Origin of the sequence: Thermodesulfobacterium hveragerdense DSM 12571 (genome assembly GCF_000423845.1) — a bacterium.
GTDB classification, from domain to species: domain Bacteria; phylum Desulfobacterota; class Thermodesulfobacteria; order Thermodesulfobacteriales; family Thermodesulfobacteriaceae; genus Thermodesulfobacterium; species Thermodesulfobacterium hveragerdense.
This window is the reverse complement of sequence record NZ_AUIT01000006.1, coordinates 79753-96174: the sequence shown is the minus strand read 5'-3', so window position 1 is coordinate 96174 and position 16422 is coordinate 79753. Positions and strand designations below refer to the sequence as shown.

Annotated in this window: 16 protein-coding genes and 1 pseudogene; 12 read left to right on the top strand and 5 right to left on the bottom strand. The window is 38.5% G+C overall.

The window, feature by feature from the left end:
- Positions 1–203 (bottom strand): annotated as a pseudogene (locus G580_RS0103030) (IS256 family transposase); the annotation flags it as partial.
- Positions 204–610: 407 nt separating this feature from the next.
- Positions 611–955 (bottom strand): DUF4870 family protein, encoded by a 345-nt coding sequence (locus G580_RS0103025; RefSeq protein ID WP_028840987.1) that lies wholly within the window; start codon positions 953–955, stop codon positions 611–613.
- 199 nt (positions 956–1154) lie between these two features.
- Between G580_RS0103025 and lysA the strand changes: the two genes are divergently transcribed.
- Both lysA and queA read left to right on the top strand, forming a co-directional pair.
- On the top strand, positions 1155–2411 hold the full coding sequence (gene lysA, locus G580_RS0103020) for a diaminopimelate decarboxylase (RefSeq protein ID WP_028840986.1): 1257 nt from the start codon (positions 1155–1157) through the stop codon (positions 2409–2411).
- Complete coding sequence (queA, locus tag G580_RS0103015) at positions 2412–3455, top strand: tRNA preQ1(34) S-adenosylmethionine ribosyltransferase-isomerase QueA (protein WP_028840985.1); 1044 nt, start codon at positions 2412–2414, stop codon at positions 3453–3455.
- On the opposite strand, the gene hemL is transcribed toward queA, so the two are convergent.
- Genes hemL through G580_RS0103000 form a run of 3 tightly spaced genes read right to left on the bottom strand, consistent with a single transcriptional unit; the run spans position 3452 to position 6282 of the window.
- Positions 3452–4744, bottom strand: a complete 1293-nt coding sequence (hemL, locus tag G580_RS0103010; RefSeq protein ID WP_028840984.1) for a glutamate-1-semialdehyde 2,1-aminomutase — start codon at positions 4742–4744, stop codon at positions 3452–3454. The genes queA and hemL overlap by 4 nt on opposite strands.
- A 13-nt stretch (positions 4745–4757) precedes the next feature.
- Positions 4758–5315 (bottom strand): class II aldolase/adducin family protein, encoded by a 558-nt coding sequence (locus tag G580_RS0103005; protein WP_028840983.1) that lies wholly within the window; start codon positions 5313–5315, stop codon positions 4758–4760.
- On the bottom strand, positions 5302–6282 hold the full coding sequence (locus G580_RS0103000) for an NAD-dependent epimerase/dehydratase family protein (RefSeq protein ID WP_028840982.1): 981 nt from the start codon (positions 6280–6282) through the stop codon (positions 5302–5304). The genes G580_RS0103005 and G580_RS0103000 overlap by 14 nt, the downstream gene beginning before the upstream one ends.
- A gap of 168 nt (positions 6283–6450) precedes the next feature.
- Here G580_RS0103000 and G580_RS0102995 point away from each other — a divergent pair, with 168 nt between their 5' ends.
- From G580_RS0102995 to G580_RS0102950, 10 genes are all read left to right on the top strand, one after another.
- Positions 6451–8004, top strand: a complete 1554-nt coding sequence (locus G580_RS0102995; RefSeq protein WP_028840981.1) for a L,D-transpeptidase family protein — start codon at positions 6451–6453, stop codon at positions 8002–8004.
- Between the two features lie 8 nt (positions 8005–8012).
- Positions 8013–8543, top strand: coding sequence for a peptidoglycan L,D-endopeptidase MepK (locus tag G580_RS0102990; RefSeq protein WP_028840980.1), 531 nt, complete (start codon positions 8013–8015; stop codon positions 8541–8543).
- Between the two features lie 70 nt (positions 8544–8613).
- Positions 8614–9942, top strand: a complete 1329-nt coding sequence (gene ffh / locus G580_RS0102985) for a signal recognition particle protein (RefSeq protein WP_028840979.1) — start codon at positions 8614–8616, stop codon at positions 9940–9942.
- Between the two features lie 72 nt (positions 9943–10014).
- On the top strand, positions 10015–10272 hold the full coding sequence (gene rpsP / locus G580_RS0102980; RefSeq protein WP_028840978.1) for a 30S ribosomal protein S16: 258 nt from the start codon (positions 10015–10017) through the stop codon (positions 10270–10272).
- A 32-nt stretch (positions 10273–10304) separates the two neighbouring features.
- Positions 10305–10544, top strand: coding sequence for a KH domain-containing protein (locus G580_RS0102975; protein ID WP_028840977.1), 240 nt, complete (start codon positions 10305–10307; stop codon positions 10542–10544).
- Positions 10544–11059, top strand: coding sequence for a ribosome maturation factor RimM (rimM, locus tag G580_RS0102970; protein WP_028840976.1), 516 nt, complete (start codon positions 10544–10546; stop codon positions 11057–11059). The genes G580_RS0102975 and rimM overlap by 1 nt, the downstream gene beginning before the upstream one ends.
- Before the next feature lie 11 nt (positions 11060–11070).
- Entirely contained in the window at positions 11071–12384 is a 1314-nt protein-coding gene (trmD, locus tag G580_RS0102965) for a tRNA (guanosine(37)-N1)-methyltransferase TrmD (RefSeq protein ID WP_028840975.1), read from the top strand.
- Between the two features lie 73 nt (positions 12385–12457).
- Positions 12458–13693, top strand: coding sequence for an acetyl-CoA carboxylase biotin carboxylase subunit (locus G580_RS09740; RefSeq protein WP_245542832.1), 1236 nt, complete (start codon positions 12458–12460; stop codon positions 13691–13693).
- 249 nt (positions 13694–13942) lie between these two features.
- On the top strand, positions 13943–16015 hold the full coding sequence (locus G580_RS0102955) for a biotin/lipoyl-containing protein (protein ID WP_028840974.1): 2073 nt from the start codon (positions 13943–13945) through the stop codon (positions 16013–16015).
- A 63-nt stretch (positions 16016–16078) separates the two neighbouring features.
- Entirely contained in the window at positions 16079–16420 is a 342-nt protein-coding gene (locus tag G580_RS0102950) for a histidine triad nucleotide-binding protein (protein WP_028840973.1), read from the top strand.
- Positions 16421–16422 lie beyond the last annotated feature (2 nt).

Genomic DNA, 16422 nt, shown 5'->3' with positions numbered 1-16422 from the left:
CCAAGGTTACCTAAGAAACAGGCAAGTTGTCTTTCATAGTAACCATTAGCTTTATTATCAATACTATCTCTAAGGAATATTTCTCTTTCTTTTTTCATGAGAGCGTTTAAGAGGAGTGCAGCAGCCATTTTGATACCCTCTTTTGATTCAATTTTTGAGATTTCACTTAAAACTTTTTCTAAATCTAAGTCTAAGTTTTCCATTTTACAGACCTCCTGGTTAGTTTAGTCTTTTAGGTTTTATGTTATCATTAATTTAAAAAATATTAAAAATTTTTATTATGCCTCTAAAATATTTTATTAAAAGACACAATTTATATTCTACTCCCGGAGACGAAGCACTTTACTTAGCCAAAAATAAAGGTAGAAACAGATGTGAAGTAAAATTAGCTTAGTATTCTCTATCTTATATCTTAAAATCAAATCGCGAATCTAATTATTGAAGCTCTACTTTTGTTTTGATAGATCACCCTTTCTATAGTTTAAGCTCACTGTTTTAAAGACTAAAGACAGGGAAAAAAAGGCAGATAAAAGCTTAAAAAGAGAGAAAGTCGATACAAAAATTATAGATATTAGATATTTTTAACTCCCAACCAAGTTAATATCAAAGTTTAATCAGTATACATTGGTTTTCCTTCTCTTAATCGTATCCATCCCTTAACAATACGATATATGAACCATACGAGGGTAGCGATTAAGACAAACCAACCGATAATGATAAGAGAGGTGATTATCCCAATAAAACTCCATATCAAGGCAAACCAGAATGTTCGAATTTGCCAACGAAAATGGCTCTCCAAATAAGTACCTTTAACCTCTTGTCTTTTGATGTAGTTCATTACGATTGCTACTATACCTGTAATGCCTACTAATAGCGATAATGCATACAATACATAGATTATCTCAGTTAGTCTTTTGTGCCAAAGCATCTTTTCATCTTCCATCATGTCTGACATCGTTCTCCTCCTGCAATTTTTATGCTGTTTTTTTGTTAAAAATAAAGCCAATGTTATATATTTTAAAGATTTTTTGTAATTTTTGTAATTATTGAAACATTATAGTGATGAGGAGGCCTTTGTCAAGTCTTCTAACCATTGACAAAAGTAGGGTTTTATGTATATTTAAAAAAATTCTAAAATAGCGAGGGGAGTAAGGATGCATTATTTTGGATATAAAAACGGAGAACTTTTTTGTGAAGAAGTTCCTGTGAAAAAGATCGTAGAAGAGTTAGGCACTCCGGTTTACATATATTCTGCCAGTACGATCAAAAGGCACTTTAAGGTGTTTGAAAATTCCTTTCTTCCTGTAGACCATATTATTTGTTATTCAGTTAAAGCCAACTCTAACGTAGCCATACTTTCTCTGTTAAGAAGTTTAGGCTCAGGGGCTGACATAGTCTCAGGCGGAGAGCTTCAGAGAGCCTTAAAAGCAGGTATCAACCCTCAGAAAATTGTATTTTCCGGGGTAGGAAAGACTGAAAAAGAAATAGAGATGGCTCTTTCAACAGGGATTCTTATGTTTAACGTTGAAAGCTTAGAAGAGCTTGAGGTCTTGGGTGAGGTTGCCAAAAGATTAGGGAAACCAGCTCCTTTTGCCTTAAGGGTTAATCCAGATGTGGACCCTCAGACTCACCCTTACATCTCAACAGGGCTTAAGAAAAACAAATTTGGGATACCTGAAGAAATGGTGGTTGAAGCCTATAAAAAGGCCAAAGACCATCCCTATTTAAACCCTATAGGACTTGACGCCCATATTGGCTCTCAGATAACCTCTATTTTGCCTTTTAAAGATGCTCTCTATCGGCTAAAAAAGATCTGGGAGGAAATTACCTCCTTAGGCATAGAGCTTAAATATTTAGACTTAGGTGGTGGCCTTGGGATTATCTATAACAACGAAGAGCCACCTTTGCCAGAAGAATATGCTGAAGCCATCATAAAAGAAGCTCAACACCTTAAAGCCACCCTTATTTTAGAACCTGGAAGGGTGATCGTAGGTAACGCAGGGATAATGGTGACCAAAGTGCTTTACAACAAAGAAAACCTTGAGAAAAGATTTGTTATCGTAGATGCAGGGATGAACGACTTAATAAGACCTGCTTTTTATCAAGCCTACCATAAAATCATCACGGTAGAAGAAAAAAATGAGGAAGAAGTGGTGGTAGACATCGTAGGTCCTATCTGTGAAAGTAGCGACTTCTTTGCTAAAGATCGAAAAATACCAAGGGTTAAAAGAGGAGACCTCCTTGCTATCATGAGTGCCGGGGCTTATGGTTTTGTGATGAGCTCTAACTACAACTCAAGGCTAAGGGTACCAGAGGTTTTGGTAGACGGAGACCGTTTCTTTGTGATAAGAAGAAGAGAAACTATAGAAGACCTTTTAGCCCCTGAAATGGTCCCTGCTATCTATCTTTAAATGAGTGCTATTCCTAAAGAATTTAGGTTAGACTATTATGATTATCCTCTTCCTGAGGAGCTGATAGCCTATTTTCCTGTAGAAGACCGAAAAAGTTCTCGCCTCTTAGTCATAGACAGAAAAAACCAAAAACTTTTTTTTCACCAAACCTTTGCTGAAATAGAGAAGTACTTCCAAAAAGGAGACCTTTTAGTCCTTAACAACACCAAAGTTTTCCCTGCAAGGCTTAAAGGTATAAAACCTACCGGAGGAGAGGTCGAGCTCCTTCTCTTTCAAAAACCTCATGGACTCTCTTTTCAGACTTTAGCCCTTATCAAAGGAAAAAGAATAAGAAAAGGCACAGAAATCATGGCTAACGAAATCATCATAAAGGTGTTAGAACCTTTAGAAGGAGGGAGATTTTTAGTCGAACTTAAAGCCAACCAACCTTTAGAAACCCTGATCTATAAACACGGTAAAGCACCTCTTCCACCTTACATCAAAAGAGAACCAAAAGAATTAGACTTATTACGCTATCAAACGGTTTATGCACAAAAAGAAGGATCTATTGCAGCCCCTACCGCAGGTTTTCACTTTGACCCTTATCTACTTGAACTCCTTAAACAAATGGGGGTCAGCCTAAACTTTATTACCCTTCATGTAGGTTATGGCACCTTTGCCCCGATAAAAGTTCAAGACATAAGAAAACACCGGGTAGAACCAGAATACATAGAGGTAGAGCCTGAGGTGGTAGAAGAGATCAAAAAGGCTTTAAAAGAAAAAAGAAGAATTTTTGCGGTAGGTACAACCACAGTCAGAACTTTAGAATTTATCGCTCAAAAAGGTTTTATACCCTATAAAGGTCTCTGCGACCTTTACATCTATCCTGGTTTTACCTTTCAGGTGGTTTCTGCGATGATTACTAATTTTCACCTCCCTAAATCATCTTTACTTCTTTTAGTCTGCGCCTTTGCCGGAAGAGACCTTATTTTAAAAGCCTATCAAGAGGCCATAGCTCAAAAATACCGCTTTTATTCTTATGGAGATGCTACCCTTATTCTTTAGTCTTTTCTAAGCTTTTTTAGCACCTTATATACAGTCTCAACAGTTTTTTCTATCTCTTTTTCTTTATGGGCTAAAGACACAAACCAAGCCTCAAACTGGGAAGGAGGAAGGTAAATCCCCTTTTCTAACATCCTTTGCCAGAACTCTGCAAAAAGATTGGTATCACAACTCAACGCTGTTTCAAAATCAACCACCTCTTTCTCGGTAAAAAAGAGGGTAAGCATAGACCCAACTCGATGTAAACGGTAGTTAAGATCAAGTTCTTGTAAAGTCTCTCTTATTTCCTTTTCTAAAAGTTCTGCCATTAGATTAAGTCTTTCATAGGTCCCTGGTTTTAGTAATTCCCTTAAGGTTGCAAGACCTGCGGCTACGGCTATAGGGTTGCCAGAAAGGGTACCTGCCTGATACACAGGTCCCTCAGGAGCAACTAAGTTCATAATCTCTGCTCTACCACCATAAGCACCTACCGGAAGCCCTCCTCCTATTATCTTTCCTAAACAGGTAAGGTCTGGGATTACCTCATAGGCTTCTTGGGCTCCTCCCACCCCTAACCTAAAACCTGTAATTACCTCATCAAAAATCAAAAGGGATCCATACTGCTGGGTTATTTCTCTTAAAAACTTGAGAAATCCTTCTTTAGGAGGAATAACCCCCATGTTAGCTGGCACTGGCTCCACTATCACCGCGGCTATCTCTTCTCCAAACTTCTCAAAGACTTCTTTTACCTTTTCGAAATCGTTAAACGGAAGGTTTAAGGTATGAGCTGTAAGTTCTTCAGGAACTCCTGGGCTTGCAGGTATCCCAAAAGTAGCCAAACCTGAACCAGCTTTTACCAGTAAAGCGTCTACATGCCCATGGTAACATCCCTCAAACTTGATGATTTTTTTACGGTTGGTATAGGCTCGGGCAAGTCTTATGGCACTCATCGTGGCTTCAGTTCCTGAGTTAACCAGACGAATTTTTTCGATAGAAGGAACTGCATTTTTTATAAGCTCCGCAAGTTCAACCTCTTGCCAGGTAGGCGCACCAAAGCTTGTGCCTCTTTTAGAAGCAAAGTAAACCCCGGCGATTACCTCTGGATGGGCATGACCTAAAATAAGAGGCCCCCAGGAACATACATAATCTATATATCTATTTCCATCTACGTCTATCAAATAAGCACCCTCTCCTCTTTCAAAAAACACAGGGTCTGACTTTACCGCTTTACAAGCCCTAACAGGACTGTTGACCCCTCCAGGTATAACCTCTAAAGCTTTTTTATAAAAAAGTTGTGACCTTATCCTTTCCATAACCTTCCCCCCTTTATCTCGTATTTTTAAGCAACTCAAACTTAGAAAGTTTCTCTAAGATTTCAGTCAAGCTTACCGCCTCTTCTATCGTTTCTCCCCAGGTAACCAACCCATGACCCTGTAAAAAAATCACCTTACTTGTCAACGAAGCCTCTCCCACCCTCTCCCAAAGTTCGTTAGATCCAGGAGGTAAAGAAGGAACCTTGACTATTTTTTTTAATAAAATTTCTGCCTCTTTGAGGCTAAACTTATCAAAATCAAAATCCTTTGAAAACAAACACAAGGTATGGAGAGGATGGGTATGTATCACCGAGTTAGCCTGAGGATTTTTTTTATAGATCAGAAAATGCATCCCCCATTCAGAAGAGGGCCTTCCGTTGATAAAGCTCTTATCCCAACCTACAAAAACAAAATCCCTTTTACTTAATCCTTGCTTTACTCTGCCAGAGGGAGTAATCCAAAAACCATACTTAGTTCTTACAGAAAAATTCCCTTCAGACCCTGCTACTAAACCCTTTTCTGACAAAGTCCGGGCAAAAAAAACAAGGGTTTTTAGGTTATTCTGTATCAAGGTTTACCGCCTTTACAAGTTCTATGTTTTCAAGGCTCCAGTCAACCGTTCTTTTAAGCCCCTCTTCTATAGAAACTTCAGGTTCCCAGCCTAAAAGCCTTTTGGCCTTACCTATCTCAGCCCAGGTAACCTTCATGTCTGCCTTATGAAAAGGTCGATACTCTACCTTGGCTTTTTTACCAAGCAAACCTTCAAGAAGGCTGATGATTTGGTTGATAGAAATTGGGTTCCTTCCTCCCCCAAGGTTGATGATTTCATAACCTAAGGGTTTCAAAGCAAGAAGCGTTCCCTTAGCTATATCATCTATATAGGTAAAATCTCTTGCCTGGGTGCCATCTCCATAAACCACTATAGGCTTTTCCTCATAAATCCATTTTATAAATCTAAAAATACTCATATCTGGCCTTCCTGCAGGTCCATAAACCGTAAAATATCTGGTAACCGTTATATCAAGCCCATAAAGATGATGGTAGGTATAAGCCAAAAGTTCTGCAGAACCCTTGGTAGCGGCATAAGGAGATAAAGGTTTATCTACCTTTAGTTCTTCTTCAAAAGGAGGATTAAGGCCTGCATAAAGGGAAGAGGTAGAGGCTAAAACCATCTTATTGACTTGAAAATCCTTCATAGCCTCAAGAAGGTTTAACGTTGCTTTTACGTTGCTTTCTACATAAACCCAAGGGTCAACTAAGCTTGCTCTCACCCCTGCCCTTGCCGCAAGATGAATAACTGCCTTGATGTTATAGTTTTCAAACAACAACCTGAGTGCCTCAAAGTTAGCCAGATCAAGCTTGTGAAATTTAAAGGTATCAAAACGTTTTAACTGAGAAAGCCTCCATTCCTTTAGCTTAACATCATAGGCCGCATTTAGGTTATCCACCCCTAATACCTTTTCCCCATCCCTTAACAAAAACTCACTTACCCTCCATCCTATAAACCCAGCTGCCCCTGTGACAAGATAATATCCCATCCTCTTTTTTCCTCCTTGCAATCTCCGTAAAATTTCATTTTACCAAAACTTAAACAAAAACCAACCTTAATAACTTTTGTAAAAAGGTTTTAACGTTGGTTGTTAATAAAACTTTTTATGCTATATTTTAGGTTTTAAAAATTTTAGTTAAAAACCACTAAATTCTGCATGAAAAAATTTCTGTTTTTTTTCTTGTTTTTTTCTCTGTTTTTTATATATGCGTGTAAAAATATACAGGGTGCTGAAGAATGTCCTTTAGAACTCCTCTCACAATATCAAAATTCTCTTAATTATCCCTCTCAGATAACCAGCCTTTACCAGCTGTTAGGATGTAAACCCATCTGGAATGAAAAAAACATAGAAAAGCTTAAAAAACTAATAGAAAATTCGGCCTGGGAGGGTTTAAACCCTGCAGACTATCAGGTTGACTTTAATGAAGATAATGAAGAGGTTTGGAAAAAAGAGATAAAGCTAACAGATACACTGTTTAAACTTGCCTATCATACCTATTATGGAAGGGTTAATCCTAACAAAGTCTTTTCTATGGTGAACTTTCCCCCTAAAAAAGACACGATAGTAACCACTTTAGCCAACCTTTTACAAGAAGACAGGTTAGAAGACCTGTTTACAGCCTTAGCCCCAGAGTTCGAGGAATATCATATCTTAAAGGATTATTTAAGGCGTTATAAAGAAATCATAGAAGTAACCAAAGATGACCCTATAGAACTTGACAAAAAATTAAAACCGAGAGACCAAAGCCATCTAATACCTAAAATTAGGAAGAGGCTTTATCTCCTTGGTTACTTAGAAACAGTTACAGAAAGTCAAACCTACGACCAAGAGCTCAAGATAGCCGTCCAGAAATTTCAGAAAGGACAAAACCTAAAGCCAACCGGGATTATAGATCAACAAACAGTGAGGTTGTTAGAACTTTTACCTAAAACACGGGTAGCTCAGATAAGCATAAACTTAGAAAAGTTTAGATGGTTACCCCAGAGAAAACCAGAAGATCTATCTGTTTGGGTAAACATACCCTCTTTTGAGCTTTTTATCATAAAACAGGGTAATGTGATTTTTTATAGCCCTGTTATCGTTGGAAAAAGCAATCCTAAGGATTTTAGGCCTACTCCTCTCCTTTACAGTAAAATCACCCACTTAGTAATAAACCCTCCCTGGAATGTTCCTCCTAATGTCTATCTAAAAGATTTCTTTCCTAAAATTACCAAAGACCCTGGATATCTTTTAAAACAGGGGGTAAAAGTCTATGCCAACAACACGGAAATAAGTCCGTTTAGTATAAACTGGGAAAACTACAAACGTCCTCATTTACCTTTTAGACTGGTCCAACCTCCGGGGAACGGAAATGCCTTAGGAAAGGTTAAAATTCAGTTCCCCAACCCTTTTGACGTTTACCTACATGATACCCCTAAAAAACATCTTTTTAGATATGCTAAGAGGGACTTTAGTTCAGGATGCGTAAGGGTTAAAAATGCGGTTGAATTAGCCAGGTTTTTGGTAGCTAATGGTTATACTAACGGTTGGGATGAAAAAAGGCTGATAAAGGCTTTACAATCAGATAAAACCATCTATATCTCCATTAATTCCCCTATTCCTGTTTATCTTGTTTATTTTACTACAGTAGTAAAAAAACCTTATATCTACTATCTTGAAGACCTCTACGGTTACGACCAAAAGATAGCAAAGCTCCTAAACTTAAAATAAACCTAAAAATGTTTACCCGAAGGGTCTTTCTTAAAGCTATAGGGTTGGTTTTAGCCAAACCTGTTTTATCTTTTGGAAGTTTATTGAGTTTTCCTGAAAGGACGCTTAAAATCTACAACCTACACACAGAAGAAAAAGTAGAAGCAACTTACTGGGCTAACGGAGAATATTTAGGAGATGGAATCTCTTTACTTTTCTATATTTTTAGAGACTACAGAAAAGGTGAGGTTTACCCTATAGACGTTAAACTTTTTGACCTTTTATTTTTAGTAAGTCAAATGGTTAACCCAAAAACTCCTATATGTTTAGTCTCTGGCTACAGATCTCCTGAGACCAACGAATTTTTAAGAAAAACCATCTCTGGGGTTGCGACTAAAAGTTTGCATACAGAAGGAAAGGCGGCAGACTTTTTTTTGCAAGACATACCCTTAGAGGACTTGTTAAAAGTGGGTTTAAGCTTAGGTCTGGGAGGGGTTGGATATTATCCTGGTAGGTTTATTCATCTTGACTTAGGTAGACCAAGGTTTTGGACAGGATAAAAACAGTTGCTTAAAATAAAATAATGATTAAACTTTACTCAGACGAAAAAAACTGAAGAGGGAGTAAAAAATGCTTGAAGGGTTAAGTCAAAGGTTAGAGGAGGCTTTAAACAAGTTTAAGGACAAAGGAAAACTCAGTCCAGATGAAATAAAAAAAGGGTTAAGGGAAATTCGTCTTGCCTTGCTTGAGGCAGACGTAAACTACAAAGTAGTAAAAGATTTTATAGGAAGGGTAGAGGGTAGATGTCTTTCTTCTGAGGTTACCGAGAGTTTAACTCCTTTTCAGCAAATAGTTAAGATTGTGTATGAGGAGCTGGTAAAGACCCTTGGGGGAGAGGTGAAAGGGCTTGATTTAGGGGGACCTAAACCTGCCAGAATTTTGCTTGCAGGACTTCAAGGGTCAGGAAAAACCACTACCGCAGCCAAACTGGCAAGACATCTAAAAAAGAAGGGGCATCATCCCCTTTTGGTCTCAGCAGACATCTATCGTCCTGCAGCCATAGAACAACTTAAAGTACTTGCACAAAAGATAGAGGTCCCTTTCTATGAAGCCCAACCTGGAGAAAAACCGTTAGAAATCGTCCAACATGCCATAGAAATGGCAAAAAAAGAAGGAAGGGATGTGGTAATCATAGATACAGCGGGTAGATTGCATATAGACGAAGCCCTTATGGAAGAATTGATAGAGTTAAAAAAAGCCTTCAGCCCTTCGGAGGTGCTGCTTGTAGCTGATGCCATGATGGGACAAGATGCGGTGAATGTAGCCAAAACCTTTCAAGAAAAAGTAGGGTTAACAGGTATCATTCTTACAAAAATGGAAGGAGATGCCAGAGGAGGTGCAGCCCTTTCTATAAAAGAGGTAACTGGATGCCCTATTAAGTTTTTGGGGGTAGGAGAAAAAGTCGATGCTTTAGAGGTTTTTTATCCCGAAAGACTTGCAGGAAGAATTCTCGGGATGGGAGACGTTTTAACCTTGATAGAAAAAGCTCAAGAAACCTTTGATCTTAAAAAAGCCAAAGAATTAGAAAAAAAACTCAAAAAACTTGAGTTTGATTTAGAAGACCTGAGAGAACAGTTAAAACAGATGAAAAAATTAGGTTCTGTAAGGGATATACTGGGATTTTTACCTGGTATAGGGAAAAAATTGAGTCAGTTTGAGTTTGACGAAAAAGAGATTTTAAGGATGGAAGCCATCATCAACTCGATGACCAAACAGGAAAGGAAAAATCCGAAAATAATCAACGCAAGCAGAAAAAGGCGTATAGCCAAAGGAAGCGGAACCTCAGTCCAAGACGTAAACAAGCTCTTAAGAAGCTACGAAGAAATGCTTAAACTATTGAAACAAATGAAAACCCCAGGAAGACTTCAACAAGTTTTTCGAAGAATGTTTGGCGCTTAAAACCGATTGTAAAAAATAAATTAGGTGGTAAAATATTGAGGCTAAAAATTTTTTTAAGGAGGTAGAGGAAAAGTGCCGGTCAGGATTAGACTTATGAGATTTGGAAGAAAGAAAAGACCTTTTTATAGGGTGGTGGCAGCGGATTCTCGTTCTCCCAGAGATGGCAAATTTTTAGATATCTTAGGGTATTATGATCCTTTAAAACAACCTTTTGAGTTTAAAGTAAACGAAGAAAAAGTTAAAGCTTGGCTTGAAAAAGGCGCTGAAACTACAGAAACGGTAAGAGCCCTTCTGAAAAGGATAGGGATTAAAGTAGACCAAAAGGGGTAAACTCAAACTGCCAGTAGAGAGGAGGTTAGAAGATGAGCAAACTTAAAGATTTGGTGGAGAGCATTGCTAAGGTTCTGGTAGACAAACCAGAAGCAGTACAGATTAACGAGATCGAAGGAGAGCAAACCTCTGTAATCGAGCTTAAAGTTGCCAAGGAAGACCTTGGTAAAATCATAGGTAAAGAAGGGCGTACGGCTAAAGCTATTAGAACCATCTTAGGGGCTGCAGGAAGTAAACTTCGTAAAAGAGTTGTATTAGAAATCATAGAATAGTGAAGGTTCCTGTTGCCAAAATCTTAAGCACCCATGGACTTAAGGGAGAGGTTAAAGTCTCTCCCTTGGTCTCTTCTTTTGAGCTTCTTTTTCAAACAAAAAAGTTCTATCTTTCTCCTAATTCTTCGGAAGAATTGGTGGTTGAGTCTGTTAAAAAAGGGCCTGGGTTTAACGTGCTCATTTTTAAATTTAAAGACTTAGACTATGAAAAAGCTCAAAGTCTTGTTAACCAAAAACTTTACTTAAGTTTAGAAGAACTTCCTGAACCTTTGGAAGATGAATTTTATTATCACCAAATAGAGGGTTTCTGTGTTAAAGATCCTTCTGGTAAAACTTGGGGTAAGGTTAAAGAGGTCATGCCGATGGGGGAGTATGACCTTCTATTGATAAAAACTCCAGAAGGATTTGAGTTCTATGTCCCTATGGTAGAAGAATACGTTGTGGAGATGGATTTTTCTTCTCGGACCATCATAGTTCAAAACTTAGAAGGCCTTATAGAAGTTCAAAAACCCTAAAATTTAACTCTATGCAGATAGATATCATCACCATTTTCCCAGAATATTTTGAGAGTCCGTTAAAAGTAGGGCTTTTAGGAAAGGCTTTACAAAAAGGTCTTTTAGAGATCAATCTTGTTAATCTCAGAGACTTTTGTCAGGATAAACACCGTGTGGTTGATGATGAACCTTTTGGTGGTGGAGAGGGGATGGTTTTTAAACCTGAACCTCTCTACCGAGCGATAACATCTCTTAAACAAAAAAGTAAAAGCCCTTGGGTGGTCTATCTCTCCCCTCAAGGAGAGGTGTTAAATCAAAAAATAGCAGAAGAGCTTTCTCAAAAACAACATCTTATCCTTATTTGCGGAAGGTATGAAGGAATAGATGAAAGAATAAAAGAAACCTTAATAGACCAAGAAGTATCTATAGGAGATTATGTGGTTTTTGGAGGAGAAGTAGCAAGTCTAGTCCTAATTGAGTGTATAGCCAGACTAATCCCTGGAGTAGTAGGAAAAAAAGACTCTGTGGAGAAAGAATCTTTTTCTTCAGGACTTTTAAAATATCCTTGTTATACCAGACCCAGGGATTTTATGGGGTTAAAAGTCCCAGAGGTTCTTTTAAGCGGAAACCATGCCGCCATAGAGGTCTATCGAAGACAAAAATCCTTAGAATTAACCCTCAAAAAACGTCCTCATCTTTTAAGACAAACCTTGCTTTCTCAAGAAGATTTAAATTTTTTGGCTAATCTTTTAAAAAAACAGAGAGTCTATCTCTTTTTACTCCATTATCCGGTTTACAACAAGAGAAAAGAGGTAATTACTTCAGCCATTGCCAACATCGATTTACACGATTTGGGACGTCTTGGAAGGACCTATGGATTAAAAGGGATCTATATAGTTCAACCCCTTGAGGACCAAAGAGAGTTAGCCCAAGAACTCTTAGACTTCTGGTTGAAAGGTGGTGGAGCTAAATACAACCCATTACGTAAAGAAGCCCTAAAATTGGTAAAAGTTTTTTCTACCTTTGAAGAAGCCTTAGATGCAGTCCACCATCAGGAAGGAGAAAAACCTTTGTTGGTCGGGACAGATGCTTCTCCTAAAAAACCCCCTATTCCTATAGAAACTCTACAGAAGTTTTTGTGGGAAACACCTATAGTCATTGTTTTAGGAACTGCCTGGGGACTTACCGAAGAGTTTCTAGCAAAATGTGATCATTTTTTAGAACCAATTTGGGGAAGGCTTGACACATACAACCATCTTTCTGTCCGCTCAGCAGCCTCCATCATCATCGACCGTCTGTTAGGACTATATAGTTTCTACAAAAAATCTTATAAAAGAAAAGATTGATTTTTATCAAAAATAGGTTAATTCTAGATAATTTAAAATTCTAAATAATTTAAAAACAGAAACTGGAGGGCGTATGAAAAAAATCAACAAAGTTTTGATAGCCAATCGTGGGGTCCCTGCAGTCAGGATTATGAATACCTGCAGAGATAAAAAAATTAAAACTGTGGCTATCTACAGCACACCCGACAGATTAGCCTATCATGTCTTTTTGGCTGATGAAGCAGTCCATATCGGAGAAGCTCCCCCTCACGATTCTTACCTAAACATGGAAAAAATCATTAAAGTTGCTTTAGAAAAAAAGTGTGATGCCATCCATCCTGGATGGGGATTTTTGGCAGAGAATGCAGATTTTGCAGAGTTGGTGGAACAAGCTGGGCTTGTGTGGGTAGGTCCTCCTCCGGAGGTTATAAGGCTTATGGGAGACAAAATCAGGGCTAAAAAAATAGCCCAAAGAGCTAATGTTCCGACCATCCCCGGTCTTTTGAACGTAAAAACAGTAGAAGATATCTTAAGATGGATGAAGGAGGATGAAGTAGATTTCCCTATCATGATTAAGGCTGCTTCAGGTGGTGGTGGAAAGGGAATGGTAAGAGTAGATACAGCTGAAGAATTACCTGTAGCTCTTGAAAAAGCAAAGTCTGAGGCCAAAAAAGCTTTTGGGGACGATACTTTGTTAGTAGAAAAGTACATTCGAAGCGGTAGACACATAGAAGTACAAGTCTGTGCAGACAAATACGGACATGTAGTCCATCTGTATGAAAGAGAATGTACTCTACAGAGAAGAAACCAAAAAATTTTAGAAGAAGCCCCGTCTCCAAGCATATCTGATGACCTAAGACAAGAGATATGTTTTACAGCCGTAAGGTTGATGAGAGAAATAGGATACCATTCTGTAGGAACAGTAGAATTTCTTTTAGATCCTAAAACCAACAAATTTTATTTCCTTGAGGTTAACACCAGGCTCCAAGTAGAACATGGTGTAACAGAACTTATAACCGGTCTTGACCTGGTAAGCCTTATGTTTTCTATAGCAGAAGGTCATCCTCTTCCTTTTGAACAAGACGACATACACCCTAACAGACATGCCATAGAAGTAAGAATTAACGCTGAAGACCCAAAAACCTTTAATCCTTCTTTTGGAACTATAACCAGACTTGAAATCCCTCAAGGTCCAGGGATAAGGGTTGCCTCTGGAGTTTATGAAGGGGCAGAAGTACCTCCTTACTATGACTCACTCATCATGCTGGTTATGTCAGCTGGTGCTGACAGGTCAGAAGCTATTAGAGTCATGGATAGGGCCTTGAGCTGAGGGTTAAGAGTAGAAGGGATAAAAACCATCGCTCCCTTACTTTTAAGCATTATCAGGCATCCTGATTTTATAGAAGGTAAGTTTTCTACCAGGTTTATAGAGGAACATCATGAAGAGCTTCTTTCCATGGTAAAAGAAAAAACTGCAGATGATGAGGTCTTAAAGATAGCTAAATATATAGCTGAAATCTCAGCCTTAGGACCCCAAGACTGGATGTAAAAAATATACCTCAAACCATGGAGGGGAAAGATGAACTATATTTTTGTAAAACCAGGTATGAGCCCAAGAGAAATAGTACAAAAAGTAAGAGAACTCCCTGGCGTATGTTTTGTTTCGGTTGGTATGAGAGATGCAGGTCAGTCAGATTATAAAAACAGACTAAGGATTTACGATTTAAAAACCCTTGCCCCTTATTATAATGAGATGGGACTCTTTGCAGCCGAATGTCATGGTGGAGCAAGATGGCACGTAGGAATTATGAATCGAAGAGAAAGTCCCTTCGAAGAGATAGCAATTTTAAGGGAGCTCATGCCTAACGTACTTTTACAAACCCTTATACGAGAAACTAACATGTGGGGTTATCGGCCCTATCCTAAAAACATCATAGAATATGTTGTAAAAGTAGTAGACATAGACGTCTGGAGATGTTTCTCTTTTTTAAACGACATAAGAAACATGCGCCCTGTAGCTGAAGTGGTGATGAAAAGAGGAAGACTTTTTGAACCTGCCATTTCTTATACTGTTGCCCCTTGGTTTGACACCAAATATTACCTAAAAGTGGTTGACGAAATAGTAGATCTCTGTGGTGGGGTAGACGAAATAGTTCTTTGTATCAAAGATATGGCTGGTGTAGGAACGGTATCTTCGGTTACTGAATTGATAGATAGCATCAAACAAAAATATCCTGATTTGGTGATCAACTACCATCGTCACATCACCGATGGACTTGCCATCCCTGTGCTGTTAGCAGCTGCCAAAGCAGGAGCTAAGATCATAGACGTAGAAGAAGATACCCTGGTCAGGTTTTATGGACATTCCCCTATCTTGGCCGTAGAAGCTATATTTAGAGAAGAAGGAATCCCAGTACATCTTAACAGAAAAGCTGCAGAACAGGCAGTAGAAAAGGTTAGAGAATGGATCAGAGACTATGACTGGGCTGAGTCTCCTTTTAAAGGTTTTGACCATATGGTTACCAAACATAAAATGCCAGGAGGTGCCTTTCCCAGTTCTTTTGAACAGGCAGAAAAAGGCGGGTTTCTTCATCTAATGCCTTACATCCTTCAAGTAATGTCTTTATACAACCAAATAGTAAAATACTTTGACGTAACCCCTGGCTCCCAAATAACCTGGGTAACCTGTAGTGGTATAGTCAACAGATATGCCAAAGAACAGGGAGAAGAAGGGGTTAAACATGTCATCAAACTTCTAAAGAAATTCGTAGAAGAGAAAAATCAGGATTTTTCTGCCATGGAACCCTGGGAACAGGAAGAGCTTTTACAACTTTTCAAAAACGCACCTGGAGATTTTAAAAATCTCATCCTTGGTCATTACGGGAGGATGCCTGTAGGATGGCCAGCTGACTGGGTATATCAGAGCACCTTTGGAGACGAGTGGGAAAATAAAATAAAAGAAAGAAAGGAGTCCTCCCCTGTAGAGGCTATTCCTGATGAAGATCTAACCGCTTTAAGAAGAAAACTGGAAGAGGAGCTCGGAAGAAAGGCCACAGAAGAAGAGTTTATCCTGTACCTTATGCATCCTAAGGATGCCTTAGATTTCATAAAATTTAGAGAAAAATATGGAGATGCCCCTTTATACCTTCCCACCAAAGTCTGGAGAGAGGGCCTTAAAAAACCAGGAGATAAGGTAGAGTTTATCTATGAAGGTAAACCTTACTGTATAGAATTAGTGTCCATAGGTGTAGAAAACGACGGGATCATCCATGTAGTATTAAAAGTAAACAACAAGACCAGGGTTTTTGAAGTGAAAACACCAAGAGCTAAAAAAGAAGAGGTGAGAAAAGCAGTAAGACCTAATGAAATAGGTGCTCCTATTAGCGGAACAGTTTGGAGAATAGGCAATCCAAAAAGAGGCACCCTTAAGGTTGGAGACATCGTGCATAAAGGAGAGGAAATCGCTAACTTAGAATCGATGAAAATGGAAAACCCTGTGTTAGCACCTTTTGATGCTCAAATCGTAGAAATTTGTGTAAGGCTTAACCAGATGGTAGAAGAAGGCCAACTGCTCTTTGTGCTTAAACCTTTAGAAAACAACGCTAATATAGAAAACACAGGAGAATCCAACATAGAAAAATTACCTCATTAACCCTTGATTTTTTAAACCAAAAGTTTTATAAATTTAAAAAAAACCCTTTTAAAAGGGGGGCTTATGGATTGCATATTTTGCAAAATCGTTAAAAAAGAAATACCGTCTAAAGTCGTTTATGAAGACGAAAAGGTAGTAGCTTTTCATGACATAAACCCTCAAGCTCCTTACCATATCTTGGTAATTCCTAAAAAGCATCTTTCTACGTTGCTTGACCTAACCGAAGAAGACAAGGATTTAATCGGGCATATCTATCTTGTTATCAACAGATTAGCCAAAGATTTAGGGTTTGCTGAAAGAGGATACAGGGTGGTTGTAAACTGTAAGGAAGAGGCAGGGCAGACGGTATTTCATCTACATTTTCACTTACTTGCTGGCAGAACTATGGGTTGGCCTCCAGGCTAAAC